The 26,794-nt window shown below is 59.4% G+C and carries 27 protein-coding genes, 2 pseudogenes and 1 CRISPR repeat array (1 of these 30 cut by a window edge); of the genes and pseudogenes, 11 read left to right on the top strand and 18 right to left on the bottom strand.

Features of this window, described 5'->3' with window-relative positions:
* A CRISPR array of direct repeats spans positions 1–1,346; the repeat unit is 32 nt; unit sequence GTTTCGATCCACGCGCCCGCGAAGGGCACGAC; it reaches 2,217 nt to the left of the window's first position.
* Positions 1,347–1,593: 247 nt separating this feature from the next.
* The 6 genes from MMG94_RS11475 to MMG94_RS11450 all read right to left on the bottom strand — a co-directional run bounded on the left by MMG94_RS11475 (position 1,594) and on the right by MMG94_RS11450 (position 5,853).
* The gene (locus tag MMG94_RS11475; RefSeq protein ID WP_016920799.1) at positions 1,594–2,442 is read right to left on the bottom strand and encodes a universal stress protein; all 849 of its coding nucleotides are present in this window, start codon (positions 2,440–2,442) and stop codon (positions 1,594–1,596) included.
* 276 nt (positions 2,443–2,718) lie between these two features.
* The gene (locus tag MMG94_RS11470; RefSeq protein WP_154419811.1) at positions 2,719–3,039 is read right to left on the bottom strand and encodes a P-II family nitrogen regulator; all 321 of its coding nucleotides are present in this window, start codon (positions 3,037–3,039) and stop codon (positions 2,719–2,721) included.
* Positions 3,040–3,044: 5 nt separating this feature from the next.
* Positions 3,045–3,770 (bottom strand): DUF1538 domain-containing protein, encoded by a 726-nt coding sequence (locus MMG94_RS11465; RefSeq protein ID WP_016920796.1) that lies wholly within the window; start codon positions 3,768–3,770, stop codon positions 3,045–3,047.
* Positions 3,767–4,462: a DUF1538 domain-containing protein gene (locus tag MMG94_RS11460; protein WP_016920795.1), complete on the bottom strand. Its 696-nt coding sequence runs from the start codon at positions 4,460–4,462 to the stop codon at positions 3,767–3,769. The genes MMG94_RS11465 and MMG94_RS11460 overlap by 4 nt, the downstream gene beginning before the upstream one ends.
* A gap of 1,089 nt (positions 4,463–5,551) precedes the next feature.
* On the bottom strand, positions 5,552–5,728 hold the full coding sequence (locus tag MMG94_RS11455) for a hypothetical protein (RefSeq protein WP_016920792.1): 177 nt from the start codon (positions 5,726–5,728) through the stop codon (positions 5,552–5,554).
* The gene (locus MMG94_RS11450; protein WP_020372459.1) at positions 5,725–5,853 is read right to left on the bottom strand and encodes a hypothetical protein; all 129 of its coding nucleotides are present in this window, start codon (positions 5,851–5,853) and stop codon (positions 5,725–5,727) included. Before MMG94_RS11450 ends, MMG94_RS11455 begins: the two co-directional genes overlap by 4 nt.
* A 444-nt stretch (positions 5,854–6,297) precedes the next feature.
* Between MMG94_RS11450 and MMG94_RS11445 the strand changes: the two genes are divergently transcribed.
* The 3 genes from MMG94_RS11445 (at position 6,298) to MMG94_RS11435 (ending at position 9,256) form a co-directional block, all read left to right on the top strand.
* A complete protein-coding gene (locus tag MMG94_RS11445; protein ID WP_016920790.1) occupies positions 6,298–7,581 on the top strand; it encodes an urea ABC transporter substrate-binding protein in 1,284 nt (427 codons plus the stop codon).
* 80 nt (positions 7,582–7,661) lie between these two features.
* On the top strand, positions 7,662–8,957 hold the full coding sequence (locus MMG94_RS11440; protein WP_244415420.1) for a HAMP domain-containing protein: 1,296 nt from the start codon (positions 7,662–7,664) through the stop codon (positions 8,955–8,957).
* On the top strand, positions 8,885–9,256 hold the full coding sequence (locus tag MMG94_RS11435; RefSeq protein ID WP_081495683.1) for an adenylate/guanylate cyclase domain-containing protein: 372 nt from the start codon (positions 8,885–8,887) through the stop codon (positions 9,254–9,256). Before MMG94_RS11440 ends, MMG94_RS11435 begins: the two co-directional genes overlap by 73 nt.
* 32 nt (positions 9,257–9,288) lie before the next feature.
* Here the strand turns inward: MMG94_RS11435 and MMG94_RS11430 are convergent.
* A pseudogene (locus MMG94_RS11430) lies at positions 9,289–9,402 on the bottom strand (IS5/IS1182 family transposase); the annotation flags it as partial.
* A gap of 192 nt (positions 9,403–9,594) precedes the next feature.
* Complete coding sequence (locus tag MMG94_RS11425) at positions 9,595–10,470, bottom strand: bifunctional 5,10-methylenetetrahydrofolate dehydrogenase/5,10-methenyltetrahydrofolate cyclohydrolase (protein ID WP_016920788.1); 876 nt, start codon at positions 10,468–10,470, stop codon at positions 9,595–9,597.
* 1,024 nt (positions 10,471–11,494) lie between these two features.
* On the opposite strand from MMG94_RS11425, the gene MMG94_RS11420 reads away from it, so the two are divergent.
* Together MMG94_RS11420 and MMG94_RS11415 are read left to right on the top strand one after the other, a co-directional pair.
* Positions 11,495–11,902 carry a bacteriohemerythrin gene (locus tag MMG94_RS11420; protein WP_026016384.1) on the top strand — a complete coding sequence of 136 codons (408 nt, stop codon included), beginning with the start codon at positions 11,495–11,497 and terminating at the stop codon, positions 11,900–11,902.
* 126 nt (positions 11,903–12,028) lie between these two features.
* Positions 12,029–12,265 (top strand): hypothetical protein, encoded by a 237-nt coding sequence (locus MMG94_RS11415; protein ID WP_016920784.1) that lies wholly within the window; start codon positions 12,029–12,031, stop codon positions 12,263–12,265.
* 334 nt (positions 12,266–12,599) lie between these two features.
* Here MMG94_RS11415 and MMG94_RS11410 read toward each other — a convergent pair whose 3' ends face one another.
* Positions 12,600–12,959: a hypothetical protein gene (locus tag MMG94_RS11410; protein ID WP_016920783.1), complete on the bottom strand. Its 360-nt coding sequence runs from the start codon at positions 12,957–12,959 to the stop codon at positions 12,600–12,602.
* Between the two features lie 536 nt (positions 12,960–13,495).
* On the opposite strand from MMG94_RS11410, the gene MMG94_RS11405 reads away from it, so the two are divergent.
* Positions 13,496–14,275: a winged helix-turn-helix domain-containing protein gene (locus MMG94_RS11405; RefSeq protein WP_341870801.1), complete on the top strand. Its 780-nt coding sequence runs from the start codon at positions 13,496–13,498 to the stop codon at positions 14,273–14,275.
* A gap of 181 nt (positions 14,276–14,456) precedes the next feature.
* On the opposite strand, the gene MMG94_RS11400 is transcribed toward MMG94_RS11405, so the two are convergent.
* On the bottom strand, positions 14,457–15,053 hold the full coding sequence (locus MMG94_RS11400; protein ID WP_016920779.1) for a copper chaperone PCu(A)C: 597 nt from the start codon (positions 15,051–15,053) through the stop codon (positions 14,457–14,459).
* 573 nt (positions 15,054–15,626) lie between these two features.
* Entirely contained in the window at positions 15,627–16,082 is a 456-nt protein-coding gene (locus MMG94_RS11395; RefSeq protein ID WP_016920777.1) for a MarR family winged helix-turn-helix transcriptional regulator, read from the bottom strand.
* 304 nt (positions 16,083–16,386) lie between these two features.
* Here MMG94_RS11395 and MMG94_RS11390 point away from each other — a divergent pair, with 304 nt between their 5' ends.
* Entirely contained in the window at positions 16,387–16,929 is a 543-nt protein-coding gene (locus tag MMG94_RS11390) for a hypothetical protein (RefSeq protein WP_040579360.1), read from the top strand.
* Between the two features lie 826 nt (positions 16,930–17,755).
* Here the strand turns inward: MMG94_RS11390 and MMG94_RS11385 are convergent.
* Positions 17,756–18,685 (bottom strand): hypothetical protein, encoded by a 930-nt coding sequence (locus tag MMG94_RS11385; RefSeq protein ID WP_154419813.1) that lies wholly within the window; start codon positions 18,683–18,685, stop codon positions 17,756–17,758.
* Between the two features lie 156 nt (positions 18,686–18,841).
* On the opposite strand from MMG94_RS11385, the gene MMG94_RS11380 reads away from it, so the two are divergent.
* Positions 18,842–19,048: a hypothetical protein gene (locus MMG94_RS11380; protein ID WP_016920769.1), complete on the top strand. Its 207-nt coding sequence runs from the start codon at positions 18,842–18,844 to the stop codon at positions 19,046–19,048.
* 137 nt (positions 19,049–19,185) lie between these two features.
* Here the strand turns inward: MMG94_RS11380 and MMG94_RS11375 are convergent, their stop codons facing one another.
* The 4 genes and pseudogenes from MMG94_RS11375 to bufA2 form a co-directional block, all read right to left on the bottom strand.
* A complete protein-coding gene (locus MMG94_RS11375; RefSeq protein WP_016920768.1) occupies positions 19,186–19,824 on the bottom strand; it encodes an NrsF family protein in 639 nt (212 codons plus the stop codon).
* Positions 19,821–20,378, bottom strand: a complete 558-nt coding sequence (locus MMG94_RS11370) for a sigma-70 family RNA polymerase sigma factor (protein ID WP_016920767.1) — start codon at positions 20,376–20,378, stop codon at positions 19,821–19,823. The genes MMG94_RS11375 and MMG94_RS11370 overlap by 4 nt, the downstream gene beginning before the upstream one ends.
* Before the next feature lie 352 nt (positions 20,379–20,730).
* Positions 20,731–21,294 (bottom strand): annotated as a pseudogene (locus MMG94_RS11365) (MbnB/TglH/ChrH family RiPP precursor modification enzyme); the annotation flags it as partial.
* 80 nt (positions 21,295–21,374) lie between these two features.
* Positions 21,375–21,629, bottom strand: coding sequence for a BufA2 family periplasmic bufferin-type metallophore (gene bufA2 / locus MMG94_RS11360; protein ID WP_016920764.1), 255 nt, complete (start codon positions 21,627–21,629; stop codon positions 21,375–21,377).
* A 311-nt stretch (positions 21,630–21,940) separates the two neighbouring features.
* Between bufA2 and MMG94_RS11355 the strand changes: the two genes are divergently transcribed.
* Positions 21,941–22,576 carry a Crp/Fnr family transcriptional regulator gene (locus MMG94_RS11355; protein WP_026016382.1) on the top strand — a complete coding sequence of 212 codons (636 nt, stop codon included), beginning with the start codon at positions 21,941–21,943 and terminating at the stop codon, positions 22,574–22,576.
* A gap of 93 nt (positions 22,577–22,669) precedes the next feature.
* The gene (locus tag MMG94_RS11350; RefSeq protein ID WP_016920762.1) at positions 22,670–23,044 is read left to right on the top strand and encodes a hypothetical protein; all 375 of its coding nucleotides are present in this window, start codon (positions 22,670–22,672) and stop codon (positions 23,042–23,044) included.
* Positions 23,045–23,210: 166 nt separating this feature from the next.
* On the opposite strand, the gene MMG94_RS11345 is transcribed toward MMG94_RS11350, so the two are convergent.
* Both MMG94_RS11345 and MMG94_RS11340 read right to left on the bottom strand, forming a co-directional pair.
* On the bottom strand, positions 23,211–24,266 hold the full coding sequence (locus MMG94_RS11345; RefSeq protein ID WP_169315518.1) for a sigma-70 family RNA polymerase sigma factor: 1,056 nt from the start codon (positions 24,264–24,266) through the stop codon (positions 23,211–23,213).
* Positions 24,267–24,289: 23 nt separating this feature from the next.
* Positions 24,290–24,724 carry an antibiotic biosynthesis monooxygenase family protein gene (locus MMG94_RS11340; protein ID WP_016920760.1) on the bottom strand — a complete coding sequence of 145 codons (435 nt, stop codon included), beginning with the start codon at positions 24,722–24,724 and terminating at the stop codon, positions 24,290–24,292.
* A gap of 251 nt (positions 24,725–24,975) precedes the next feature.
* On the opposite strand from MMG94_RS11340, the gene MMG94_RS11335 reads away from it, so the two are divergent.
* Positions 24,976–26,346 carry an HTH domain-containing protein gene (locus MMG94_RS11335; protein ID WP_016920759.1) on the top strand — a complete coding sequence of 457 codons (1,371 nt, stop codon included), beginning with the start codon at positions 24,976–24,978 and terminating at the stop codon, positions 26,344–26,346.
* Positions 26,347–26,794: the final 448 nt, after the last annotated feature.

Genomic DNA, 26,794 nt, shown 5'->3' with positions numbered 1-26,794 from the left:
AGGGCACGACGTGTTCGTCGTCTCCGGTTACAAAAACAAGACGACGGTTTCGATCCACGCGCCCGCGAAGGGCACGACTTCATCGCTCAGTTGCTCAATGGCCGCAACAAAATGTTTCGATCCACGCGCCCGCGAAGGGCACGACTCTATGCGCTCGCAATCGCCCTGATTATTTGGGCGGTTTCGATCCACGCGCCCGCGAAGGGCACGACGTCGAAGGGCTTTTAGGTGGCGGTCCCCGACAGGAGTTTCGATCCACGCGCCCGCGAAGGGCACGACCCGCGCTCGAGGAAAGGCTCGGACTATGAGCGCTGTTTCGATCCACGCGCCCGCGAAGGGCACGACAGCGAGGTTTCGCATGTCTTCACCCCACAATCGCGTTTCGATCCACGCGCCCGCGAAGGGCACGACCTGGCGTAACCTACTACGTCATCAACCCGACGACGTTTCGATCCACGCGCCCGCGAAGGGCACGACGGAAGGTATGGCGTCGAGCGCGGCCCAAAATGAGGTTTCGATCCACGCGCCCGCGAAGGGCACGACGAGATGCGTAAATGCCGAAAGAGCATATTCCAGAGTTTCGATCCACGCGCCCGCGAAGGGCACGACACTTCTTGCACAGTAGTAGCGCATTCTCTATCGGGTTTCGATCCACGCGCCCGCGAAGGGCACGACCTCGCGTTGAAGCTCAAGATGGCGGATCATGTTCGTTTCGATCCACGCGCCCGCGAAGGGCACGACTCTCCGGTGCTTGCGGCGGCTGGTCTCTCGGCATGGTTTCGATCCACGCGCCCGCGAAGGGCACGACATAGCGCCTCAAAACTTCCGGACAGCAAATCATGGTTTCGATCCACGCGCCCGCGAAGGGCACGACCTCGCCAAGCCCTTTCGTCATGCGATCGATAGCTTGTGGTTTCGATCCACGCGCCCGCGAAGGGCACGACGTTGGCCCGTTGTAACGTTAATCCCATAGCCAAACGTTTCGATCCACGCGCCCGCGAAGGGCACGACAAGATAGCCAATTCGGCCGCGCATTCGGGGAGCGGTTTCGATCCACGCGCCCGCGAAGGGCACGACAGCCAAACGAACCCGAGAACCCGCCAGAATACGCTGAGTTTCGATCCACGCGCCCGCGAAGGGCACGACCGCCCGTCATTGAACGTCGGCTTGCCAAGCTCGCGTTTCGATCCACGCGCCCGCGAAGGGCACGACCAATGACCGTCTACGAAGTCCCGCTCACGCCGCACGCGTTTCGATCCACGCGCCCGCGAAGGGCACGACACGCCACCTCGGCGAGGTGATGAAGGAAACCATGTTTCGATCCACGCGCCCGCGAAGGGCACGACGGCCTTTGTTTATCTCCTTGCTTAAGCGGCTGAAAGGGGGCTGGTCGCGCGAATCTCTTGTCGGCGCGGCGCGCTCTGCCCGCAGACACTTAGCAGGCGCGGGGCTTTCGCTTGAAAAGCGACGGCTTATCAGTCGCGCGAACCGCCCTGGAAATATGAGCGCGCTCCCGGTTCGCGCGAACTCTCGGGCAGAGAGTGTCGACGGCGGGCTGCCGAAAACGTCAAACTCCTACAGGTTTCGACGACGTCACCAGCCCCTGACCGCGAGGACATCGCATGGCGCGCTTGCCAGCAGCGCCTCCGCGACGCTCCCGAGAATGGCGCGCCCCAGTCCCGAGCGGCCATGAGTTCCGAGGACCAATAATTCAGCTTTTAGTTCACTTATGAGCGCGAGCACGACGCTTTCCGGAGATCCCTCGCGGGCGATGAAGAATCTTCTGTCCAGCGGCCTGGACAACATGTGGACGAAGTCGGTCATCTGCTCCTCAATCAAGTCGTGAAACTGTCGTTGATGCTTTTTCGCCAACTGATCGATGGGGGTTGAGCCAAGCGTCAGCGAACGAAACGGGACATCGAAGGCGTGTCCCAGATAAGCCTGCGCGTCCGGCGCGAGTTTCCATGAGAATTCCAGAGCGCGGCGAGAAGTAGGCGAGAAATCCACCGCGGCGAGCGCGCTCAAATAGTCGCGCCCCGCCGGGTTCTTTACGACAAGGACCGGACGTGACCCAAATCGGAGGACCCTTTCGCCCGTACTGCCGCGAAACAGATCGAGCAAAACATCCTCTCGGTGTTTCCCGATGACGATGAGGTCCGCGTCGAGTCGCTCCGCGGTTTCGATAATCGCTTCATGATACTGCCCGCAATGAACGTCGATGGTCAGATCGAGATCGGACGCATGGGGCATGTTGACAAATGTCTGGCGGAGCGCGTTTTCCGCGTCCGTTTTCTGACGTTCCGCCACAGGCTGCGGCAGCTCGTCGTCCACGACATGCAGAGCGGTCAGACGGGCGCCGTGCTTTCTCGCAAGAAGCGCCGCACGTGCGGCCGCGCGGTCGGAGCGCCCGGAGAGATCGGTCGCCAGAAGAATCTGCTTCATAATAATTGCCTCCGCCAGAGCTCCCGGTCCTGTCGTCACTCATGTCGACGCCTCGGACGGCGCCCGAAGAGCCGGCGCAAATCGCCCGGTCCCGGACAACAGCATATTGGCGACATGGCGAACGCCGCGACGATGATCCTGTACCCGCTATCGGACCTAGAGCGCGCGGCGAAAGCGGAAACCGGTCTTTCGCGAGAAGCGCGCTCGATCGATTCAGGAGCTTGGCCGTGAAGTCCGAAAAGGTCTTTCCGTTTGCGATCGGCGCGCGTGGACAGATCAACCCTGGACCAGATGAACGACCCCGACAACCGCCTCGACAGGCAAGACGAAGGCGAGGCCGTGACCGGGCGAGCCCAATTCGGCGGCGCGCACGATCTCTTCGAGCATCTTGTCCTTCAGATCCCTCGAGACGACCGTGAGCACGATTTCCTTTTCGGGTTCGATCTGAATGCCGAAAACCCGTTGCTGCTCGTTGCGTCCGATCCCGCGGCCGAAGAGCACCGTGCCGCCGTGAGCGCCCGCGGCGATCGTCGCCTCCAGCACCGTGTCGGCCCAGCCCTTCCGCACAATAGTGACGATGAGACATGGGTTCTCCATCTCCATCACTCCCTGTCTTTAGTCCCCCGGACGAGGAAGCCTAACGTCATCACCGAAATGATCGGAGCGAGCGATATGAGCGCGACCAGGCCGAGCCCATGCGCGATCGGATCCTGATCGCCCATGGAGACCGATGCGCCCATTGCGAGAGCGAGCAGAAATGTATTGGCCAGCGGCCCCGTGGCGACGCCGCCCGCGTCCACGGCGATGGCGACGAATTCCTGGTCGCTCCGCCACATCATGGCGATGACAAGCAGATAGCCGGGCGCAAGCAAATACAGAAGCGGGATGCCGACGAGGATTCTCACGATGCCGAGGCCCACGCATAAGGCGACGCCGATGCAAATGGCGGACAGGACCATGGATTTGTGGATCGAGCCGTTGGACGCCTCCTCGACCTGATCGGCCAGGACGCGGACGGCGGGCTCGCCCCATGCCGTGAGGAAACCGAGAACCGCGCCGGCGACGACAAAAAAGACGGGCTGATTCAGCGCGCCGAAGGAAGTTCCGATCGCTCTTCCAAAGGGCAGGAACCCGATTTCCATCCCGACCAGAAACAACAACAGTCCGACCGACGCCATTGCGGTTCCGATGAGAACGTCGACGACCTCCTTGCGCGGCAATTTGAGCCAAAAGAACTGGAAGGCGAGGAAAGCCGCGACGAGCGGCCCGACCGCTTCGACGACATTCGCGAATGCGGCGCGGCCTTCGACGAGCAGCGTCTCGTTCACGGAAGCAGTCTCCCCAGGATCAATATGGCGATGATGGGCCCGATGGAGGCCAAGCCCAGCAGCCCGAAGCCGTCGGACACTTTCGATCGACCCGCCAGAACGGAGCTCAGACCGATCCCGAGAGAAATCATGACCGGCGCCGAAAGCGCGCCGGTCGTGACGCTGCCGGCGTCGAAGGCCAGCGAGACGAACTCGACCGGAGCGAAAGCCGACAGAATGAGCGCGACAAGGTAGGCGGCCGCGAGCAGATATTTCATCCGCCACCCGGCGACGATCCTTACCATCGCAACCGCCGTCAGGACGGCGACGCCAAGGGCGATAACATAGACAACCGTCTGTCTGGACATGGCGCCGCGCGACGCCGCGTCCACCTGCCCGGCGAGCACGAGCACATCCGGCTCGGCGACCGTCGTCGCGAAGCCCAGCGCGAAGGACACGGCGACGATCAGCGCCAGCGAGCCCTTCTCCGGCAGAGCCGCCCCGACAAAACGACCCATGGGCAAAATGCCGAAGTCGATGCCGGAAAAAAGCAGCGCCATGCCGACGATCGCGAGCGCCGATCCCGTGAGGAACTGAAGAAACAACGCTTCCGGCGCGTGGATGACGGTAAACTGAAGCAGGCTCACGACGGCCGTCAGGGGCGCAACAGCCTTCAGGACATTAAGTAAATTCTCGGTGAGCAGCGATACCATGGCGCCGGATGATAATTACGTGGCGATCGCCATGTCAAATCACGGATAAGACGTCAAAATCTTCGCTTCTTGCTCCTGAATTGGCGACGCGCGGCCTCCAATACCTTACCGTATCCCCGTAAAATCAGGCGTGAACTCCACGATTGTTGGCCTGCCCATCCAAGGGCTGGTCGATGCTTTCGCATCGTCGTCGTGAGAGCAGCAGGCTTCTCAGATCAGCACAGCAACTCAGCACAGCCCTGCTTTCACGCCGAAGGTCACGATCAACAACAACGCGCCGGGCGTGACCGTGCGCCCGGAAATCACGCGAGGTGAGACGGTACTCTATGTCGATTCTCGTGTCTCGGCGAACAACAAAAGGCAGGGCGAAGCGGCGAGGCGGTCGGCATGATGACTGTGCCGCCTGAATTCGCCGCGCGAATCGATGTCATCGTCGGAAAGCTCAAGAGCATCGCCCTAATCGCATCCAATCTCTCGGCTGCGAGGCGCACACGGTTCATCGCTCAGTGTCGCGCCAAGATCCAGCACGGCGCCGACCTCGCGATCGACGCGCTGAAAAAATTCATAGCCGCAATGTCGCGAAGCGGCGCTGGAAATGCTTAGGCGTTTAGCCATCGCGGCGAGCGCGCTTTTCCTCATCTATGTGAGGCGTGGCGCGCTCCGCCTTCGTCAAGGCTCCCTGCTTTCGGGTTATCGGATCAACGTGACCCTCATAGGGGACGAATTCTTCGCAAGGGGTTTCGACCTTCTCTTTTGACCTTCCCAGGCTAACGAGGAAGTCGAGCAGCGCGGTAAGTTTTAGATCAAGCATTTAATTATCCCTTGGTTGGGAGGCCCAGGGTTCGCCAGCCAATAAACGAATACAAAACCCTGTCGTAATCAAGCCGGATCAAAGAGTGTTCCTGAAACGCCTTCGCTTGGAATAGCGTCGCTGGCGATAGGCATGAGCAAGCCGGCCGCCACGACATAGAGCGCGTTGTCGCCCGTGGCGAAGCGCTGCCGCAGTCCAAGTCTCCCCCGGCGAACGAAGCGGCGGCCGGTATATTTGAAAACGGCCGGCGGCTGGGGCGCGGCGCTGTGGACGTAGCGCTACGAACGCGCGGCCCTGTCGAGGCGCTGTCCGATCAGGCCGGCAGCGGTCGCGCCGATAATCGCAAATGGAGCGGCGATATCGAACCCCTTTGCGAGATATCCCAGCACCGCCCCGATGACGGCGCCAACAGCGGCCAGAGCCGGGGCGCCGGTCGGAATTTCGTCGCCAATCATCTCTTGCCCGCCGACTCGCGGGCGCGATCAATGATTCCGAAACTCGTCGCCGGGTCCGTGGCCTTTACCTTAAGTTTCTTCGGCTTCTTCGCCTCGCGATTGCCGCGCTGCTGCTTGTTCGCCATGATCCTTGGGCCTTTCAAAAATGCAAAGCCCGGCCTTCTGAAGACCGGGCTGGGCGCACTCCCCTGGGAGGGAAAGGCGCTGATCGCGCCCTGGCCTTGTCATCTAACGCCGCGCCGTTTCCCTTCAAGCCTCTGGCGGGCTCGGCTTCTTCAACCTCACCCCCAGCCCCCCCGCCGTTCTCAGGAATAAACTCGACGCTATGATGTTCGGGACCACCTAGGCCGCAGCTGTTTTCCATTCTCGGTTATTCGTGGCGCTGGCGACGTTGAAGCCGCTTCGCTCCAATCCTGCAGAACAAAGTTCTCGCGCAAGGAACCGGCGAAGATTGTGCTTTTTAACGATGATTAAAAAATTTCCGATGCGCGACTGGCCTCTCGTCTGGTCCGCAATCGCGCGATCGCCTAACATGCCCGCGCATTCATTCCAATAAACAGGACATCTGCATGGCCCCCAAGGCTTCCTTTGGCGCGCCAAGAGTCATCTTTTCTGTGGCCACGGCGCTCGCCGTTCTGGGCGGGGCGTCCTGGTGGGGTTTTGCGCACTTTACAGAAGCCGCGCCCATAAAAGTCGGGATTCTGCATTCGCGCTCCGGCCCCATGGCGATCAGCGAAAATTCCATGGTCGACGCGGAACTGCTGGCGATCGAAGAGAGCAACGCCAAAGGTGGCCTTTTGGGCCGGAAAATACAGCCGGTCATCGCAGACGGAAAATCCGACTGGCCGACCTTCGCGAAAGAGGCCGAGCGGCTGATTGTCGAGGAAAAGGTCTCGGTCATTTTCGGATGCTGGACCTCGGCGAGCCGGAAAACCGTCATGCCGGTGATCGAGAGATATCAGCAACTGATGGTCTATCCGATGGCCTATGAGGGCCTTGAGCAGTCTCCCAACATTATTTACACGGGCGCGGCGCCGAATCAGCAGGTCATTCCCGCCATCAAATGGAGCCTCGATCATCTGGGCAGAAGGTTCTACCTGATCGGCTCCGATTATGTCTGGCCGCGCAGCATCAATGAAATCATGAAAGATACGATCAAGGCGCTCGGGGCGGACCTTGTCGGCGAAGATTATATCTTTTTCGGGAGCTCCAATGTCGCCAAGGCGGTCGAAGGAATAAAGGCGGCGCAGCCGGATGTGGTGCTGAGTTCGGTCGTCGGCGATTCCAACAAAGCCTTTTATCGGGCGCTGACCGACGCCGGTCTTTCCGCCGAAAAGCTGCCCGTGGTCTCCGTGAGCATCGGCGAGGAAGAGCTGCGCAGCCTGCCGATCAGCAGCCTTCAAGGCCATTACAGCGCCTGGAATTATTTCGAGGCGATCAAAACCCCCGAAAATGAACGATTCATCACGAATTTTCGCAAAAAATACGGAGACAACCGCGTCACCAGCGACGTGATAGCGACCTCCTATTTCAGTGTCAGACTCTGGGCGAAGGCGGTCCAGGAGGAGCAGTCGCTAGACGTCGAAAGAGTCCGCAGGACCATGCTGACGGAGACGCTCGACGCCCCCGAAGGCCTCGTTTCGATCGACCCCTACACCCAGCACAGCTGGCGATCTTTCTCCGTCGGCAAGATCAGATCCGACGGCCAGATCGAAGTGGTTTGGACAGTGAACCGGCCCATCCGTCCGGCGCCCTATCCGCCGTCGCGCACCAAGGCGGAGTGGAATGAATTTTTAACCGCCATGTACACCCGATGGGGCGGACGCTGGGCGAATCCGACAGAAGCGAATTGATCCGTGAAGCCCTTCAGCCTGCTGCGCAGCTCGATCGGCGCCAAGATCATCTTCTGGTTTCTGGTCATCAATATCGTCTCTTGCGGATTGCTCGCCTGGCGCACCAGGTCGTCGCCAAGAAGAAAGTCGAACAGCTCGAAAATCTGACGCTTGAAAAAATCAGAAGCGTCGAAGCGCTGATGCATACGCCTTCGATCAGCGAGGCCGCGCGAGAATTTTCCCAGGCGCTACAGGCCGGCGGCAAAGGCTCCGACGCCTATCGGCAAGCCGCCGCAAAAAACGGACCGACGCTCAGTCGCCTCGCTGATCGATTCAACTATGTGGATTGCGCGCTGCTTTCGCCAGGCGGCGATATTCTTTTCAACCAATCGGACGCCGACGTCTTCAAAGAAAATTTGAGCGGCGGCACAGAACTCGCCGATGCGATCGATCGCGCGCGAACGCTGCTACAGGCCGAAATTTCGGCCTTTCAGATCTATCCGGGCATGAAGGACCCCGCCGCCTTCATCGCCGGGCCCATTCTCGACGATGGCGTCGTCATCGCCGTCGTCGTGTTTCAGCTCGACAATCGGGAGCTCTACAGCGCCATTAATGATTACGCCGGCCTTGGCGAAACCGGAGAGGTGCTCGTCGCCGCTCATCTCAATCAGGATGAGATGGTCATCATCAATCCGTTGCGGCGCAATGCGTCCAAGGCGTTCAGCATTCACGCGCCGCTGACGGGCGGGGCTTATCCGGCGTTGGCGCGGGCGCTCGCCGGCGTTCATGGCTCGGGCTTGTTCGACGATGTCGAGCACAATCCCGTCGTCGCCTCGTGGACCTATGTTCCGTCCTTTCGCTGGGGCATGGTCGTGCAACAGCGCGCCGAGGAGGCCTTCGCCCTCACCCGAACCGAACGCAGCGCGACGCTCACGCTGCTGCTTTTCATGATGCCGCCCATTGTCGCCCTGGCGCTTGCGGTCGCCCGCACCATCACCAAGCCGATCAAAACCGCCGTTCGCGTCGCGGAGCAGGTTGCGGGCGGAAATCTCGACGCCAAATTCGAAATCGCGAGCCACGACGAAACAGGGCTTCTTCTCGCCGCCATTCAGTCGATGACCGCCGAGCTACGCGAGCTTTACAGTTCGATGGAGGACAAGATCAAAGCGCGCACGCGCGAGCTTCAGCGCGCCAATGAGGAATTGCTGGTCGCTCGCGTCGCGGCCGAGGAGGCCAGCAAGACGAAAAGCGCCTTTCTCGCCAATATGAGCCATGAGCTGCGCACGCCGGAGTCGAGAAAATCAAGACGATCGGCGACGCCTATATGGCCGCCTGCGGGCTCTTGGGGACGAGAGAGGATCACGCCGAGGCGGTCGCCGACATGGCGATGGCGATGATCGAAACGCTCAGCCGGCTCAATGAGGATTTGCCCACGCCGCTCCAAATTAGAATCGGCGTCAACTCCGGCGACGTGGTCGCAGGCGTGATCGGCACGCATAAGTTTATTTACGACATTTGGGGCGATACGGTGAATGTCGCGAGCCGGCTCGAGTCGCACAGCCTGCCGAGCCGGATTCAGATTTCCAGATCGACCTATGAACGCTTACGCGGGCGCTATCTATGCAAGGCGCGAGGCGGCCTCGAGTTGAAGGGCAAGGGGCTGATGGAAGCCTATTTCCTGAATGGCCGCGCATAGGCGATTCAATTCCGCGCGATGAGGCCCAGTTTCTCGGCGATCAGATATTCAAAGTCGAGATCGTCGGCCAAGGCCTCGAACACTCGCAACCGTGAGCTCTTTGCGCTCCAGCGTATGAAGCGTCGAAATACGCTGTTCCATTCTCCACCGTATAATTTCCGTATGCCGGGCGGTTCCGGCTAAAACTCTGTTGTAACTCATTGGGCAAGCGACGGTTTCATAGCCAAAAACTTGCACAAAGCTCGGGATTTTTCCACTGCGATCCGGATCGCCGTTCTTGTGTCAGCGGACGCCATCGCGCAGCGCGGCGCGAGGTCGGGTTCTGAGCGCGCTGGCCCTCAGACCAAGGCCGCGCGCCGCGCCCGCTCGTGAGCGGCGTGCTCGATCAGCGTCAGCAGATTCTCCAGGATGAGCACGGAGGTCAGCGGACCGACGCCGCCCGGTACGGGCGTCAGCGCGAGATCGAGGTCCTCGAGCGCCGCCGCGTCCACGTCGCCCGCGACCTTGCCGTCGATGAAGCCGATGCCCGCGTCGACGACCACTTGCCCCGCGCGGAAATAGTCGCGCCCGAAGAAATGCGGGCGCCCGGTCGCGACGAACACCACGTCCGCCGCGCGCGAGACCTCGGGAATGTCGGGCGTCGCCGAGTGGCAGACCGAGACCGTCGCGCCGGCGTTGATCAGCATGTTCGCGAGCGGCTTGCCGACGGTGCGCCCGCGACCGATCACCACGGCCTTTTTGCCCTTGAGCGGGGTCTGCGACTCCGCGAGCGCCATGCAGGCCTGCGGCGTCGCCGGCAGGATGAAGCGCTGGTGGGGCCCGCTCTGCAGCAGCGCGCCGAGATTGCTCGCGGAGAGGCCGTCCGCGTCCTTGTTCGCCGGAACGAGATTGGCGAGATCGGTCTCGTCGAGCTCGGGCTTCGACGACATGACGAGAATGACGCCGTGGATGTCGGGCCGGGCGCAGAGCGCCATCATCTCGGCCTCGACGCGCAGGAACGATCCGGCGTGGGAGAGGTCGACCGCCTCGAAGCCCGCGCCGACCTCTTCGGCGTGCTTGCGCTTGACTGCGACATAGCTCAGCGCCGCGGGGTCCGCCGAGCAGGTCACGGCGGCGAGCTTCGGCCGCACGCCCCGGGCTCCGAGCCCGGCGACGGCCGCGACGAGCGCCGCCCTGCGCGCGGCCACGATGTCCCTGCTGAAGATCTTCCGCATGTCGTCTCATCCGATGTCGCGCTCGATCCGCATCCGGCGCGCTCATGATATAATCTAGCTTCTCTCCCCGTTCAGGATCTACCACATTCACATATCTTGGTTGTGTGGGGCTTGGGCGTCTGATTTCTTTTGAAGGAATTGGATGGACGGACGACGCTGGGTCGCTTTGGCGACGCACGACTGGAAAAAAGGGGGGCTTTTCTGCTTTCCCGGCGCGTTGCGCAGGACGCGCGATCCTGGCGATTCAGGACACGACCGTCGTCAAATCCGAGGGCGGCGGCGGACTCTATCTGCATCCGACCCTCGTCGTCGACGCCGAGGACGGTTCGATCGTGGGTCCGGCGCTGCGCGGTTCCTCGAACGCGCGAAGGGACGCAAACCACGTCGCCCGGCTCATGTTCGAGATGTTCCAAGAGCGTTGTGAGCTTTTTTTTCTCAAAAGTTGCGAGCGAGGCTGACGATCGCCGCTCTTTCCGAGCGCAAACGCTTGATCCTCGTCTTCCAGCCATTCCGTCGGGATGCACGCCGAAACTGGCGACAACGACGTGACATACGTCGCGGCGCCGGCGCTTGTGGTTTGAATGTTGCGCGATCCCGACCTTGATAGTCAGTATTAGAATTGTTCTATCTAAGTTTAGATGCATCCTTCTGCAGATAATAATGAGATTATTTAGCAGATGGCGCATGTATTGATTTCAATCAATATTTATTATGCGTATATTTGTCGCATGGGTTAATTGTTGAGATGCTTATCTGTCCGTCATAGGCTTTCTCCGCCAAGGCCCGCCAAAGGGTCCGCAGGAGGAAGGCACATGCAGACCGCCCATAGCGCCAAAGAACTGTTGCGAGCTCTCGCCGTCGTCGGCGCGGTAGCCGCCGGATTCATCCTCGTTCTCCACAACATTACCGGCCTTATCGGCTAACCCGAGAGGGAGCCCGGAGTCCGCGTGTGCGCAGACGCCGGCGCAGGGCGACGAATTCGCCTTTTGTTGCTCCGATTAAGCGAATTATGGAGGAAGACGCGATGTCGCTGATGACATGGGATAAGGAGCAGTTCGGGACAAACGTAAGCGCCCATGACCAAGAGCACCAAGAGATCTTCCGGTTAGTCAACAAACTCGGTGACGCCGTCGGCGTTGGCGATCGCACGTCGATCGGGAAACAGCTGGATGCTCTGATAGACTATGTCGCAAAGCACTTCGCGGCAGAGGAAGCAAATTTCGCAAAATTCGAATATCCTGCGTTTGCAGCCCATAAAGCCGAGCACGATAAGCTCGTCGCCACTTGTCTCGATTTGCAAAAGAAATTTCACGCTGGCGAAGCGGAGGTCACGGGCGAAACAGCAAATTTCGTTGTTGGCTGGTTGAAGAATCACATTCCCACTATCGATAAACTCTACGGTCCGTTCCTGAATGAGAAAGGAGTCGTATGATCGGCGCTTGAGGACATGCATGCATTTGCCCGCGCTCCCTGCGGGCGAATGCGTCATTCGATGCGCAGATCATGAATCAATTCAGGCAGGACAAAACCTCGATTAAAAAAAGCAGAGAGGCCAAATATGTGCTTTTATCTGCAAGGCCGAAAAGTCTCAGACGGCAAGCCTTTCACGGTGGACCGCGAATTCTGGACAATCGAAGCGGCGCTCGAAGCCGCGCGGAGTAGATTGCAATTGGACGCCGCCCATATGTGGATCATGGACCATCAACAGCGGCTAATTTTATCATTTCAGGAAGTGAGGGATCGGCTTCAGTCTGAAGCGGTCGCAGCCTCTGCGATTCAGCACGAGGCATTCTGAAGATGTTCCCGCTGCCGGCGACAGAATTTGGGTTGAACAACGAGGCGATAGCGCTCTGGCGTGGCGATTAAAGCCAAGCGTGGGCTCTTGGCGGGAACTGATTGCCGCGCCCTCTTTCGCAGTTGCGCACGCGCGAATCTGAAGGCAGGTCCCTGGACGATAGAGGACGACCCGGAACCTGCCGCCCTCCCTGTCTGAAGACAATGTTCTTTGAGGCGTCCAAATTTACTCGCTCCACGACGTTTTGCTGTTTCCAGCCCGTTTCTTGAATCTGACGCCCGCGCCGCGCGTCTCACGATGCAGAAACCCGGGCTTCTTAGCTAAGCCTCGGTCCTCACTCCTCGAATTCAGGGTTCTGGTTCCCAGCCGCAGCGGGTTCCGCCTCGCCTCGAGGGGCTTCCCGAAGTCGGACCCGACAACCCTGTCGTTCAAACAGGCTCGAATAGTTGCGGGTCTGTCGACGCACGTGGAACTCGCTGATTGCGCCCCCGCCGGGGAGCAGGCAACGCGCCTGGCTATTCAAGGCGGCCACAATGTCTTGAGCCGTTGTCCAAGCATTGCCCGAGTCTCGCAGCATGGTTGCGATTTCGGCGCGCAGCGCGGCGCTGTGATCCTTTTTGTCGCGAGGCGTGGGCCACCGGCCTTTTTTCGGGGCGCCGTCTTCTTCGTCGGCCGAGACTTCGTCGTCTGTCATAACCCGTGCTCGCCGTCATCCTCTTTGCGCAGCCTTGTCCCGATCCGTCCCTTTTAAGCGATTGAACTTTGACGTCCAATCTGTGAACATCGCAGAAACGCGGCCTAATCTAGACGCCCTTGGCTGGCGCCCGATCGCGAGAGAGACGAAGGCGCTTCTCTCTGTCCCTGACGACGCGACTTTCAAGGAGGTTGCGCTCGCCGCCTACGAACGTTTCCATACGCTGGCGGCGGCGGGCGTGGCGTTTCATTTTTGAGTCAAGGGTTGACGGCCCTTCATTGCCGCACGGCCATTCGCGCCTGGCCCGAAGACGTTCAAGCCGAATTCGTCGCAGCATAGGACGAGGATGTGGCGCGCCATGCAAGCAAAACGCCCCGACGCCAGATGCGGGGCGCATTCGTTTTGACGATCGCAGGCCCTCTCAGCGACGGGCGGCAGGTGATCGCTTAGCCGGAAGCTAGCCACAGGCCGATTACCAACGCCGCAACGAGAACGGAGAGCATAATGGCGTAGGAAATTTCGCTGCGGATGAACATATGCGGAGCATGCCACACTCTGAAATTGCTATCAATTGGCTTGAGCCGGCGCGTCCTGCCGAGCTTGCGATCTTGGCGTGGTCGCTATCGTCGACATCCGCTCCTTTTGATTGTCCTGTACGATATCTGGAGATGAACCAATTCGCAGTCACCGTCGTTGACAATGGCGTCGCTATGGACTCGCAGCTCGCTGCGCGGGAATTTGACCTTCTCATCCTTGATCTCAACCTACCTGGCGAAAACGGCCTGTCAATTTGTCGGCGGCTCCGAAATGAAGACAAAGGCCGCTTGCCCATCGTAATCATACCGCCCAATCGGAGGACGTTGATAAGATTATCGGCCTCGAAATGGGCGCGGACGACTACGTCACAAAACCTTTCAATCGGCGAATTTCTCGCACGCATTTGCTCTGTCTTGCGGCGGGTGTTTCGGTCGGGAGGAGTAGAAGTCGCTGAGAGACTCCGGTGCTATCGGTTCGCGGGTTGGCGTCTCGATGTCTTCAGACGTGAGGCGCTCATGCCCTGTGGATCAAAAGTGCTGTTAACCGAAGCCGAAAAAGATCTTTTGCAGATATTTTGCGAGAATCCACATTGTGTTTTGACGCGAACCCAGCTTATCGACATGATGCACGGCCCGATATCAGGGCCCTTTGAACGCAGCATAGACATTTTAATTAGCCGACTACGCAAAAAGCTCGAGGCAGATCCCAAAGTTCCACAACTTATCCAGACCGTGCGTTCTGCGGGCTATGTGTTCTCGACTGTGGTAATAAGAGGATGAACAAGTTCCTCTACGTCATTAACGAATTTTCGCGACTTCTCGTCAGCGTGGACCTCTGATCCCAGAAGAAGCTGGAATGCGAAACGCGCGTTCTTCCGTGCGCGTCGTTCTTTTTGAGGCGGCAGCGCCACCGAAGAAGCGGAGGAAGGGCGTATATCGCCCTTCCCAGCCGTGCGTTTTCTTACTGGGCTTTGTCTATATTGTTATGGTGTTGATGACCCTGATCCGCGTCATGGCCGGCGTCCTTCGGGCCCGACGTGTCCTTGTTGTGAGCCTTTTCCCAACGCTCCATCGCCTCCGCGTCATGGGCGTGCTTGGCGTCCGGCGCGTCGATCGCAGCGTCGATGACGACTTCGCCGGCCTTCTCGAAGACGAGCGTCATTTCAAGGCCCCAGCCGACTTCCAGATGCTTCTTGGCGCCGATGAGCGCGACATAGACGCCCCCCGGCGCCGCCGTCACCGTGGTTTTCGGCGGAAGAACGATCGGCGTTTCGGCGTCGGGATTCTTCGGGTCGCCGTGAATGACGGCCTTTTCGAACTTCTCGACCTTGACGGCGATGAGCTTGTCCGGCGTGTCGCCATTATTGTGCAGAAAAGCGTAGAAGGTCGCGTTCTTCTCGCCGTCGGCCGGCGCGCGCAGCCAGGGATGCTCGACCTTGAGCTTGCCGACGTCATATTCATGCGCCTTGGCGGCGCGAAGGGGAACGAAGACGCCCATGAACGCGCCAGCCAGCACGGAGCCGCCAGTGGCCAAAAGATCACGCCGCTTGATCATCATGCTTCTCTCCCTAATGCGGCCGGCTTTCCCGCCGGCTCGAAAATACGCTCGGCTTGCCTTTGCCGTTAAGCCCGCAGCTCGACACCGCCGCCGGTTTCTGCGGACGCCTTCTTCTTCGGCGACGAATGGACGTGCTTCCAGCAAGGGTTTGCGAAGTGGGTCATCGGGGCGATATTATATCGTGTTACGATGTACTGCAATCTACCGAGTATCCCGCGGCAGAAGGCGAAGCCGTCGAACCTCGCCAACGCGCACGATAGCCGAGAGAGCGACAGAAACTCCGCTCGGAGGATTTGCGATTTTAGCGCTCGGCGGACGCCCCCTTCCAGAAATTGGAGGATCGGCGGCCGCCTTCGCTTCCCTTATCAGCCACAGAGAGCGAGCGCAGCGGAAAAGCAAATATTCATTGTAGGCGTTACCGCACGCATACAACAAACTCTTGTCGCCAATAGTTTTCGGAGCGCAAACACTATATTTGCCGCCAATGACGAACCCATGCAAAATCTTATCAATGATACTGTTTTCACATGTCCGCATTTTCAAGCAGACCGCTCATAATGAACTTCGGCCCTGTTACGTTCCCATGTCGAAGAGATTCATAAACGCATCCTTATTTTCCCTCAGCCGAGCGAGATGCACCGAGGCCAGCCTCGCAAGGCAGCGGTCTCCGCTAGAGGTGATTATAAGAAGCGATCTCCGCCGGTCCTCCGCGTCGGTTTTCCGTCGGACCAAGTTGGCCGCAACGAGCCTCGAGACAAGTTCCGCGGCGCTATGGTCGCGAATCATGAGTTCCTCGGCGAGTTCGCCGACATTGATTGGCGCCCCATCATGATAGGTCCTTATAACCAGGAGGGCCTGATACCATTGCATGGTAAGTCCCAGCTCCGCCGCCGCTTGTTCGCTAAACGCCAAAAAGCGGCGGAGTGCGCGGCGAAAATTAGCGAGGGCCTCCAATTCGTCCTTGGTCGGAGCTGATTCGTTTTTCTTGGCCGATTCGCGCACTTTGGTGGTCGACGCCGCCACGAGCATCTCCTTTCGATTGTTTCTCATAATCGACGCGATTGTTAAGCGTGTGATTAAAACAGAAAATGGCAATTATTTCTAGACGCGCCGGGAAGCTCAAGCTGCAACCTCCTTGGCGCTCTCCTTGGCGCTCAGAAAATTTACGGCCGGCATTGTAATATATCGTTCCACGATATAAGCTGCTTTCCCAGCAGGATGGCTCCCAATGGGTCCGAGGCTCGTTGTGGACGCAATGAGAGCCTCCATTGGATTCGTTTGCGCTTTCGTGGCGAAAAAAGAGCGGAGAGGCAATGTGTTCGCTAAGCTTCTAATGGCGGCGGCTGTCAGCATGGTTGGGTTTATCGCCCAGGCGGAGGCGCATGGCGGCGTGAGCTTGGATCAGGGCCAGTGCATCATGAAAATTGGTCCTGACACGATGAGTTTCACGGGGTACCAACCACAGAAGTCCCGAGAGCAGTTCTGCGATGACATTCCGGATGTTGGATCGACAATTATCGTGCTGGATGCACAACAAGACGAACTTCGCGACATGGCGATCGAGATGCGTGTGCTGCGCGACGTCGGTCAAAAGGACGATAATGAAAATCTCGAGCAGAACACCGAAACCTTCGTGCCGCCAAAAAAATATATGACCGGCACGTTGAACTTCGAACACAACTTCATCAACAAGGGGAAATATATTGGCCTTGTTAAGGCCGTTAGCGATGACGGGAAAAAGGCATATGTCTCTCGCTTTCCGTTCTCGGTTGGCGAAACTGCGAGTCGTGACATCGTTATATATGCGTTTTTCTCGCTGATTGGAGCCGTAGCGTTTGGCGTCTTCTTCCGGAACATGAGCAAGAAAGCCTCATGAAGGGCTAATATTCGTTTTTTCGTGTCTTGGGGATTCCGACATGGGAGATTTGCAAGGCGACGACGCGACCGTCGACGCCTTGCAATGTGAAGGAAACAATTTCGATAACCATGACGGAAAATCGGCTGCTCCAGGTAGGCTTTAATCATGTGAAGCCGGCATGAGCTTGCCGTATATGAAAGAGCTGTTGCTCGCCGTTGCGCTCGTCCTAGCTAGCGATTATATTTTTGCGTTTGTCATTGTAACATTAATGAAGACAAAGTATTATATGTTTTAGCAACGATAGATTTATAACTAGAAATATTGCTGCGCTAGTATCGAATTGCATCGCCATGTTATGGCTTGGCGGCGCGAAGGACCGCAGGCATGTTCTTTATCATACGAAAGAACCTCCGCCTACATATGACGCTCTATCTGACTAACTTGGCGGCTTGCTTGGCTGTTGCTCGGCAAGCCGCATTTTTTTTGAAGATTTTGCTCTTCGGATTTTGATGAGACTTGGTCAGTAGAGCTGTCCATTTGATGGAAAGCGACGGCTAGATTTCGCGCTCGGCCTATGTCGAGATTGGTTTCCTCAGCCTGCTGATCCTCCTGCTAATGGCGATGCGGCCGCGGTTCAATCGGCCCATGTCGATGCTCGATCATTCTACGTCACGGCGTTTCGCAGGAACTAAATTACGGATGAAGATGATCTGGCCGGAAACGCCATGCGGAGCGTCGCGCTTTCAGCTCATTCTCTCACTGCTCCTGTTCTTTCCCGACGATCTCGACTGATCGCAGAGTGGGCCTTTTGGCCGCTGCTCCTTGCCGGTAATCTCGGCACGCTCTATCTGCTGAAAACCCGGCCGCGCCCTATCGCCGACGCTGCGCGGGACTCCATCGCTTGAGCTACGATCTTATGACCATCACCGGCGTCGATCCCACAGGGTGCGACAAAACGCCGATTGTATCGTGTAACGATATAATTTAATCGTGTCACGATGCGACATCGCCCGTGATGACGCCATGAGAACAGAACGGACGCACTATGAAAAGCAACGGCAGCGGCGCGAGCGGTCGCATAAAGGGTCTGGTGTGGATTTTCGGTGGGATCGCGTTGATTTTCGCCGTGGTTTCCCTTGCCCCGGTCATTTCGCACCTGGGCTGACATCGCTGGCATTAGGCTAGCCGAAACACCCGGAGAAAGGATGGACATGAGAAGTGTTCGTTCCACTCTCGTATTCAACAAAACAGTCTTGCTCCTTAGCGCCATCGCGGCTTCTCCGGCTGCTATGGCGAAACGCATCCGGCGAATACCCGAAAACTTTGTGAACGCCATCGAAAAATTCGCACAGGGCAGGTGAGCACGGTAACGCGCGTGCGCAACTGAATTCCGAAATCGGCTGGAGACCGATGCGGGACGTGGGGAACAAAGGCGGGTGCGCTCGGCGCATCCGCCATCCACATTCTTGCGCAGGGAGAAGGATGATTGAAAAACTTGACAAGCGCCTTGCCTCCGCTTCGCGAACGCATCGAACGATGCAAGAGATTCCATCGGCAGTCCAAGACGCTCATTCTCACGGACCTTATCGAGAATTTCGAGCCGCGCCGCGTGCGTAACTGGTTCTACCGGCTCCTGCTGCAATTCGCCGGAGCCGCTGATCCCGACGAGAAAGCGCCAATCGACATGCAACTGTCTTTTTGGCGACAGCGCGCGGCGGTTCGTTTGGCCGTTCAGCGGATGATCGCCTGGAATCCAGAGAAAATCAGGCTCCATCGACGCGTCGGGCGCCCCCGTCGTCCTCCTGGGCAGCGTCGGCGTTATATATAATTACCTCTCGCCGAGATCGCATCGACGTCAAGCCTTTGCGGGTGAAGCGATCTCTGAAAGAGCGAGAAGCGCGCCTCAGATTCGCAACACGGGAGATCGCCTATGAGCATCGAAGCGATCATTTTCTTCGTCCTTCTCCTCGACGCGATCGGGGCAAATATTGTGGTCCATTTCGGCAGCGAATGGTACATGCGACATTTCCGCACCGTTTCGCGCTGGTTTCCGCCAGCGGAAGGCTGGGCGCTCTATTACCTGGCGCTCGTCATGTGGGTCGGATCGCTTCTCTACCGAGCCGGTAAGCTCCTTTAGGCGTTTGGGCTTGAGCGCGAGCTGACTTGCGGTAACTCGTGTTTTGAGACACTCGCCATCCGGCTACGCTCAAAACCGTTTGGGCTCCAAAGGCGCTTCTATCAAAATGAGATGAGCCGCTCATGAGATGAGCGGCCTCACCAGCGTAAAAATCGTGAGCCAATCAAAGCCCCAGCTAGCGTTACGATCGCGATCGCGATCGAATACCAGGCCGCGACGAAAAGCGGGCTGTCATCCGTGCAATGAGCGGCGTAGAGCGTCGCCGCAATCGCGCCGGCCAGAAGGCCGGCGAAAGCGCCGGCGAGACGCGGCCGGGTAGGAGCCCCTTCCCGTAGCGCCAATAAGGCGCCGGCAAGCGGCGCGATCGAAAGCAAAGGGATGAGCGCAAGGCAAAAACGCGCATTGACGCCGATGAGTCGCGGCGCCCAAAGGGTTGGAGGCGACACATAAAGCTCGGCAATTACGGCAAGAAGCAATAGCGCCGGCGCCGCCAGCCAGGCGGCGCCCCACAGGCCTTGCGGCGCGCCGGGACGGGCGAGGCGCATCGTTAATCCAAAAGCGCTGATTGCGAGAAGCGAGGTGACGATGAATTTGAACATGAAGCGCGCCGTCGTCGCAGCCTGAAGGAAATCGGCGCGAGGATGAATCCACAGAAAGAATATGAGCGCCGAGACAACCGTCCCCGCGACGAGGGCGCCGGCGAAAACGCGGCCGAGCCGTGGCTTCCGGGTCGCTGCATCCGCGACAAGCGCGTTTATCAGATCGTCCGTCTTCATTGGTCGCTGTTCCGGTAGAGAGCCGCCAACGCCTTGATCGCCCGATGCAACGCAACGCGAACGGCGCCTTCTTTCATGTTCAGGCGACGAGCGGTCTCCTCCACCGATCGGCCTTCGATCGATAGCGATCTTACAAGGTCCCGTTGCTTGTCCGTCAATTTCTCCAACAGGCGGTCTATATCGCTGCGGGCGGCGGGATCGCCATCTTTGTCGTCGGCCGGGAATTCCGAGAACTCGTTGATTTGAACGAAAACTCTGTTCCCGCGCCGGCGCCGCGCATCGATGAGCTTATTGCGCGCGATCGCCATGATCCAAGGTCCGATCGGACGCTCCAGGTCCCATGTGTGCCGCTTCAGATGAAGCGCGAGAAGAATCTCCTGAACGACGTCTTCCGTCTCGTCGTGGCGAATGCCGATGCGCGCGCCATTGCGTCGCGTCATCGCCCGCAGGAAGGGGGCGAGCGAAACGAATAATCGCCGGTAGGCCCCGGAGTCTCCGTCCAAAGCGGAGCGCATCAGCATGGCCCATTCCTTTTCGATCTCGGGCGATCCCATCCGCCTTACCTTGTCCTTCGTGGAGGCCGCCCATTCGTTACGCGACTGGACCTCTCAGGTCGAGCCCAAGTTTCTTAGCCTGCGCGTAACGCTGCGTCTTGGACGAACGAAGAACCAAGTGTCTGCGTGTCGGGCCGCGCGTAGAATAAGGATGGAGACATAAAGGGCTGCGCCGTCAGTCTGGTCCTGTCCATCGGCCTTTTCTTCGGGCGTCGCCGAAATTCGCCTTGTCGGCCGCGTCGGGGGCGGACGAAACCGCCTCATCATCGGCAAAATATCTCATTCAGGCTTCATCGCTTCGCGCACCTATCTCAGCATAATTCTCGAAATCAAGCCGTCGCCGAGCCACTGCAAACGCCTCAGCCGAGGCGCCATGATTGAAGGCCGAGACGAAAACATTGTTTACGTCGAGAAGAAGCCGGCAGTCCGTGCGTCGCGCCATTTCGGCGATGAACGCCTGTTCCGACATTTGTGAGAAGGAGCACGTCAGATAGCTCGAGACATTCTCGATAATGAGACGGCGCTTCAGAATGTCCTGCACTCTCAAAACCCGCTCGACCACATGGTCGAGCGCTTCAAATGTGTAGGGGACTGGAAGGAGGTCGTGAAGATTGACGCCATGCACGCCCGTCCAGCACAAATGATCCGACACCCAGGCCGGATCAATTCTGTCGGACAAGTCTTTCACCGAGCGCAAATAGTCGAAATCCAAGGGAGCGGTGGAAGCGCTCGACAATGAAACGCCATGCATGGCGACCGGGTAATCGGCCCGAATGCGATCGAGCATGGCGAGCGGCCTTCCGCCGGGAACCAGGAAGTTCTCCGTGATGATCTCGAACCAGTCGACCCGCGGCTTCGCGTCATAATAGCGAGGACGAAGTCCCAGACCGAATCCGAGCATGCTCGAAGGCTCCATGGCGCTCTCGACGAATAAAGGGAAGCGGAACGGATGCGACGCCGAGCGGACGACGAATGCGCCGCCCGCTCGCGCGCGATTTAGCCGAGCGCGCCGCCCTGCGCTTCGCAGGCTTCCTTGGATTTTGCCGGCAGCCACCCATGCCCTTTGCAGCTATTCTGGCCCTTGCAGCCGCTTTCCGCGGTCTTGCACGCTGACAGGCCCTTGCAGGCGTTGATCCCGAAACATTGCACGGTCTTTTTCGCCTCCTTGGCCATCGCCGGCGAAGCGGCTCCGGAAAGCGCGAACGCGAAGGCGGCGGCGGCAAGAGCGCTCGCGGCGGCTTGTGTCGTCATCTTGATCTCCCAAATTGAATGAGCGCCCAGGGGCGCTTTGCAAGATCCAGAAACAAGCTTGCCTGGTCATCTTCGCCGTGAGCGGGAAATATGTTACATATGAATTGCGCTTCTATTATTCATCGAACCCTGAACGCGAGAGGCGCTCGCAAGAGAACGTCGGGACCCTCTGCAAAAGTTTCGGGACGAACTGCAAAATTCAGGACGCGCTTTGGCGGAGCTCCGAAGGCGGCGCGCCGGCCACAGCCCCTCCGGCGGCGCGAGTGATAGGAAGGTCCTCCGATGCGGCCCTGGATTGCGGAGCGGGACCTATGCCGGCGGAAGAGAGAATTGCGGCATGGCGGCGGCTCGCGCCGTCGCTGCTCGTCATGGCTTTTCGCGATAAGGAGACGATCCACGCGCAGGGGGACGAGTTCGTTGGACTGTTTTGCCTGCTGAACGGCGCCGTAAAGCTTTCGCATGTCACCGATCAGGGCCGCCAACTGACGATCGCCGTGCTAGGGCCGGAAAGCCTGTTCGGCGGCGTTTCGTCGGCCAAGACGTCGAATTGCGCCGCAACCGCGATTGGCGAGGTCCGCCTCGTCAGGCTGGCGCCGGCGGAGGTCGCCCGCCTCGTTAGCGATGATCCGCATTTCGCGGCCTTTCTCAACGCCGGGCTCGAGACGGCTCGGGAGCGGGCGGAGCGCAAGCTGATCGACCACGAAACGAAGACGGTCGAGGTCCGGATCGTCGAGACGCTTTACGAGCTGGCGCTCATGTTCGGCGCGCCTTGCGCGCATGGCTATTCGCTGGAAATCCCGCTCACCCAGCAGGACATCGCCGACCTCGTCCACGCGACCCGTCCCGTCGTGGCCAAGATCATGAGCGCCTTGCGACGCCGCGGCGCGCTCGACTACCGGCGCGATCTGATTTGCGTCAACCACGCCGCCCTCCGATCGGTCCAGTAGGGAAATCGCCGGCTTTGTAATCGGGATGACAGACAGGAAAAGCGCAAGGTCCTAAGCGTTTCACGTTATCCGTTCCGATCGGGAGGAAAAATTATGAAACGCATCACGCCGCTTGCGCATGGCTATCTGGATTATCTGACGGTGGTTCTGTTTCTGGCCGCGCCGACCGTTCTCGGCTTCGGCGGAATTCCCGCCATGCTCGCTTGGCTGCTGGCCGCCGTTCATCTCGCCATGACGCTCATCACCGATTTTCCGCTCGGGCTCATTCGCCGGCTGCCATTCTCGATTCATGGCTGGGTGGAGAGGATCGTCGGCCCAGCTCTGCTGGCCGTCGCCTTTCTCCCGGACTTTCACAGCGTCCAACCCGCCTTCGCCTTCTTCGCGGCCATGGGCCTCATCATCGTAGCGGTCGGCTGGCTGACCCATTATTCCGACGCGCCGGCTTCGACGCTCGTCCAGACGCGCTGAGAGCGTTCGCTTACCCGCGCGAGACGCAGGAGATAATCTTCGACGCGCATGATCGCGCCTTGTCCTAGCAGGCTGCTGAAAAAGTTTCTGGTTCTCGGAATCCTGGTGTGATTCAGAAGCAGACCAAATTCAGGAGCTACGAGCGGTGGGCTGGGCCTTCACCTTCTCAGTGCTGCAAGCCCGCCAGGACTGCTTTCTCGATTTCGTCGAGATAGAAAATCTTCCGGTTCGAGCAGGTCCGGCCTCCCGCATCGTCGAACAATGGATCCTGACCCGGCCGTGATCGCGATCCTTCATCGACAGTCCGCCGCCACAGCAGCCGCATTTCAGAAGGTCGGAAAGCGCCCTCCACAAACTTCTTCGCTTGCCAGATGCCCAGCTTGTCCGGATTGCGGGTGACGTAAACGTCGACGATTTTCCCATCCTCAATCTGCAAGGCTGTCGTTTGGAGGATGTCGCCGGCCTCGACCGTGATGAAACCCGGCAAGCCGTTAATGACGCCATAGCGGATCAGTCGGGACGGGCTCACGGTGAAGTCGTGGGCAAGGGCTGCGTGGCGCTTGAGCACCATATGAAGGCCGACCAGCGGCTGCGGCGACGCGGGAACCTTGCCGCCGCCGTCGGCATAGGCGACGACATCTTCCGCCAGCAGCGATCGCAGCGTTTCCATGTCGCCGCTTCGGGATGCGGCGAAGAAGGCGGAAGCGATCCTGAGGCCGCGCTCCCTGGTGACTGGAAATCGCGGCCGGGCCGCGCGAAGACGTTCTCGTGCGCGACTGGCGAGCTTCCGGCAGGTCGCCGCTTCGCGACCTATCGCCTCGGCGACCTCATCGAAGCCGGCGCCGAACACGTCGTGCAGCAAGAAGGCCGCCCGTTCGAGCGGCGACAGGCTTTCCAGCGCCACCATCAATGGCAGCGTGATGTCGTCGAACCCCTCTTCCGCGCCTTCCGGCTCGACGATCGGTTCCGGCAACCATGGTCCGATATAGATTTCACGCCGGCGCCTGGCGGATTTGAGTTCGTTCAGGCAAAGGCGCGTGACGATCGTGCGCAGAAAGGCGGCCGGCTCGCGCACCGCCTTTTGATCCGTCGCGAGCCAGCGCAGCCAGGCGTCCTGAACCACGTCCTCCGCATCCACGACCGTTCCCAACATCCGGTAGGCGAGCCGAACCAATCGCGGACGCTGGCGCGCAAAGACCGTGTCGGGGTTCGTTTCTGGCATGTCGAGTTGACGCTCTTTGACGATCATTCCGCGTGGACGCCATTCACCTTGCAAAGAACAGGCGATATGGTTTTCGCAAGGGCCGCGAATTGCTTCAACTGTTCCTGGGTTTCAGGCTTCTTCATGAAGCTTTCGAAATCTTCTTTCGAGGCCCATTGGGCGTAGTTCACCACCCGCTTGCCATCCATACTGCTGTGGATGCTGACCGAGACGAAGCCCGGTTGCCGGCGGATGACCGTATCGGTCGCCTCGGACAGCCGACGCACAAGGTCGGCCTGCTTTTCTGGCTCCACTTCGTAGACATTGATGAGCGTCAAGCAGGCGGCTTCGGCGTCAATTTTCGCGATTTCATGACTGGCCATCGTAAACTCCTTCGACAGGGCGTCGCCAAAGTCATGACAAGACAGCCATCCGGAGCGTGACATGCTTGGCGGAATTTTTTTTTGCGCATCAAACATAGACTTCCGGCTGGTTGAATGGGCCCGCTTTTGCTCCTTCCGGAAGCGCTCAACGGCCCGAGCGAGCCCGTGACGGAGGCCAGGCTGTAACTGAGGATCTCCATGTCGAATGCGCAATCGCCGCTCTTGAAGCGTCCTCGAACCTGGAGCTCCCGCCGTAATCCCAAACATGGCCAGTCTGGCGAGGGAACTTAGAGGCGGACCTTTTCCTACTGCCAGAATTTGACAGGATCCCATGCTATCCTGCCGCCATGTCCCGCACGCATCGATTGTTCGAACTCCTGCAGATGCTTCGCCGCCGCCGACGGCCTGTGAGCGGGGCGGAGCTTGCGCGCGAGGCGGGCGTTTCCCTGCGCACGCTCTATCGCGACATTGCCGCCTTGCAGGCGATGGGGGCGGGGATCGACGGCGAACCGGGCGTCGGCTACGTGCTGCGCCCCGGCTTTCTGCTGCCGCCGCTGATGTTCTCCGAAGAAGAAATCGAAGCGCTGGCGCTTGGCGCCAAATGGGTGGCGCGGCGCACGGATGAGGGATTGTCCGATGCAGCCCGCAACGCCGTGACAAAAATCGCCGCTGTCCTGCCTCCGGAACTGAAGCCGCTGTTGGAGGACGACGCGCTCATCGTCGGCCCCAGCTGGGAGAGGCCGCAACATGTCGAATTGAAATTGCTGCGCCGAGCCTTGCGTGAAGAACGCAAGCTCGCAATCTGCTATCGCGACGAAAAGGGCGCGCGAACGGAACGCGTGATTTGGCCCGTCGCGGTCGGATTCTTCGAATCCACTCGCGTTCTGGCCGGCTGGTGCGAGTTGCGACGAGATTTCCGTCATTTCCGCGCCGATCGGATCGAAACGGCGAAAATTCTGGAGACGCGCCCGTCGCGTCGTCGCCAAACGCTGGTGAAGGAGTGGCGGAAAAACATGCTGACAGAAACTGACGGCATGCTCGCCTATGGTCGTTCCGCACCGGCAAATCTGAAAGGAAATCCCATGGCGAAGGAACTCGTTTTCTACACCAATCCGCAGTCGCGCGGCATGATCGCGCATTGGATGCTCGAAGAGACAGGCGCGCCTTACGCGATTGAGATCAAGGATTACGGAACGACGATGAAGGCGCCGGAATATCTGGCCGTCAATCCGATGGGCAAGGTGCCGGCTATCAGACATGGCGAGACGGTGGTGACGGAAGCGGCCGCGATTTGCGCCTATCTCGCCGACGCCTTTCCGCAGGCCGGCCTCGCGCCGGAGCCCGCCGCGCGCGGCGATTATTATCGCTGGCTGTTTTTCGCGGCTGGCTGCGTGGAGCCGGCGATGAGCAATCATTCCGTCGGCTGGGATCCGGCGACGCAGGACATGCAGCGGCGCTTCGGCTACGGCTCCTACGCCGCCGTGATGGACACGCTGGCCAGGGCCGTGGCGGGGCGCCGTTATATCGCCGGCGACGCTTTCACGGCGGCCGACGTCTATGTCGGATCGATGATCGGCTTTGGGCTGCGGTTTGGCGTGATCGACAAGCGTCCCGAATTCGAAGCCTATTGGAGCGGCCTCGAAAATCGCCCTGCGCGGCTGCGCGCCGCCGCTCAGGCCGAAAAGCTCGCGTCGAAGCAAGCTTGGGCGCCTGCGTGAGCGCAAATTGAACGACTAAGCGCGTTTCCGAATTAAACGTCGCGGGCGCCCATCTCGGCGATCGCGCGCATCCCGCCTTTCGCTGGCGCGGGTTGACGCCGTAACGCTTGGCGAGGACGCTCAGGCTTCTCTTGACTACTTTGTATCGCTCGCGACGCGCCGCCTCTGTCCGTGCGGGCGCGCTGATGATGAGCGGTTCGCTGTCCGAGGGAGCCGCGGCTTCGCGAGTCTTCTCCTCCATCTCGTAGCCTTCGATTTTCGACTGCTGCGTCGGCTTCGACTGCGCCTGTTGCTGTAACGTCAAGGCGAGCGTCATCGTCACCAATCTGACGGACCTCAAATATTACGAGTTCTACCTGCAGCCGCGTCGCGCCGTCTTCGGGGAGATCAGCTATCAGTTCTGACCGCGCGAGCTTCGTCCAGCGCGCGATAAGTGGACATGCTCGCC

The organism is Methylocystis parvus OBBP (assembly GCF_027571405.1).
GTDB lineage: Bacteria > Pseudomonadota > Alphaproteobacteria > Rhizobiales > Beijerinckiaceae > Methylocystis > Methylocystis parva.
This window is presented reverse-complemented; position numbering and strand designations above follow the sequence as displayed.

What these genes read in the sequence shown, in the direction of transcription:
- MMG94_RS11425 (WP_016920788.1), bottom strand. Translation starts at nt 10,470, where the DNA reads ATGCGGAAGATCTTCAGCAGGGACATCGTGGCCGCGCGCAGGGCGGCG.
- MMG94_RS11420 (WP_026016384.1), top strand. Translation starts at nt 11,495, where the DNA reads ATGTCGCTGATGACATGGGATAAGGAGCAGTTCGGGACAAACGTAAGC.
- MMG94_RS11445 (WP_016920790.1), top strand. Translation starts at nt 6,298, where the DNA reads ATGGCCCCCAAGGCTTCCTTTGGCGCGCCAAGAGTCATCTTTTCTGTG.
- MMG94_RS11385 (WP_154419813.1), bottom strand. Translation starts at nt 18,685, where the DNA reads ATGGAGCCTGATTTTCTCTGGATTCCAGGCGATCATCCGCTGAACGGC.
- MMG94_RS11355 (WP_026016382.1), top strand. Translation starts at nt 21,941, where the DNA reads ATGCCGGCGGAAGAGAGAATTGCGGCATGGCGGCGGCTCGCGCCGTCG.
- MMG94_RS11415 (WP_016920784.1), top strand. Translation starts at nt 12,029, where the DNA reads ATGTGCTTTTATCTGCAAGGCCGAAAAGTCTCAGACGGCAAGCCTTTC.
- MMG94_RS11460 (WP_016920795.1), bottom strand. Translation starts at nt 4,462, where the DNA reads ATGGTATCGCTGCTCACCGAGAATTTACTTAATGTCCTGAAGGCTGTT.
- MMG94_RS11350 (WP_016920762.1), top strand. Translation starts at nt 22,670, where the DNA reads ATGAAACGCATCACGCCGCTTGCGCATGGCTATCTGGATTATCTGACG.
- MMG94_RS11400 (WP_016920779.1), bottom strand. Translation starts at nt 15,053, where the DNA reads ATGATGATCAAGCGGCGTGATCTTTTGGCCACTGGCGGCTCCGTGCTG.
- MMG94_RS11380 (WP_016920769.1), top strand. Translation starts at nt 18,842, where the DNA reads ATGAGCATCGAAGCGATCATTTTCTTCGTCCTTCTCCTCGACGCGATC.
- MMG94_RS11345 (WP_169315518.1), bottom strand. Translation starts at nt 24,266, where the DNA reads ATGCCAGAAACGAACCCCGACACGGTCTTTGCGCGCCAGCGTCCGCGA.
- MMG94_RS11450 (WP_020372459.1), bottom strand. Translation starts at nt 5,853, where the DNA reads ATGGCGAACAAGCAGCAGCGCGGCAATCGCGAGGCGAAGAAGCCGAAG.
- MMG94_RS11410 (WP_016920783.1), bottom strand. Translation starts at nt 12,959, where the DNA reads ATGACAGACGACGAAGTCTCGGCCGACGAAGAAGACGGCGCCCCGAAA.
- MMG94_RS11395 (WP_016920777.1), bottom strand. Translation starts at nt 16,082, where the DNA reads ATGCTCGTGGCGGCGTCGACCACCAAAGTGCGCGAATCGGCCAAGAAA.
- MMG94_RS11375 (WP_016920768.1), bottom strand. Translation starts at nt 19,824, where the DNA reads ATGAAGACGGACGATCTGATAAACGCGCTTGTCGCGGATGCAGCGACC.
- MMG94_RS11405 (WP_341870801.1), top strand. Translation starts at nt 13,496, where the DNA reads ATGCGGAGCATGCCACACTCTGAAATTGCTATCAATTGGCTTGAGCCG.
- MMG94_RS11370 (WP_016920767.1), bottom strand. Translation starts at nt 20,378, where the DNA reads ATGGGATCGCCCGAGATCGAAAAGGAATGGGCCATGCTGATGCGCTCC.
- bufA2 (WP_016920764.1), bottom strand. Translation starts at nt 21,629, where the DNA reads ATGACGACACAAGCCGCCGCGAGCGCTCTTGCCGCCGCCGCCTTCGCG.
- MMG94_RS11335 (WP_016920759.1), top strand. Translation starts at nt 24,976, where the DNA reads ATGTCCCGCACGCATCGATTGTTCGAACTCCTGCAGATGCTTCGCCGC.
- MMG94_RS11435 (WP_081495683.1), top strand. Translation starts at nt 8,885, where the DNA reads ATGGCCGCCTGCGGGCTCTTGGGGACGAGAGAGGATCACGCCGAGGCG.
- MMG94_RS11475 (WP_016920799.1), bottom strand. Translation starts at nt 2,442, where the DNA reads ATGAAGCAGATTCTTCTGGCGACCGATCTCTCCGGGCGCTCCGACCGC.
- MMG94_RS11470 (WP_154419811.1), bottom strand. Translation starts at nt 3,039, where the DNA reads ATGGAGAACCCATGTCTCATCGTCACTATTGTGCGGAAGGGCTGGGCC.
- MMG94_RS11455 (WP_016920792.1), bottom strand. Translation starts at nt 5,728, where the DNA reads ATGATTGGCGACGAAATTCCGACCGGCGCCCCGGCTCTGGCCGCTGTT.
- MMG94_RS11340 (WP_016920760.1), bottom strand. Translation starts at nt 24,724, where the DNA reads ATGTTTGATGCGCAAAAAAAAATTCCGCCAAGCATGTCACGCTCCGGA.
- MMG94_RS11390 (WP_040579360.1), top strand. Translation starts at nt 16,387, where the DNA reads ATGGCGGCGGCTGTCAGCATGGTTGGGTTTATCGCCCAGGCGGAGGCG.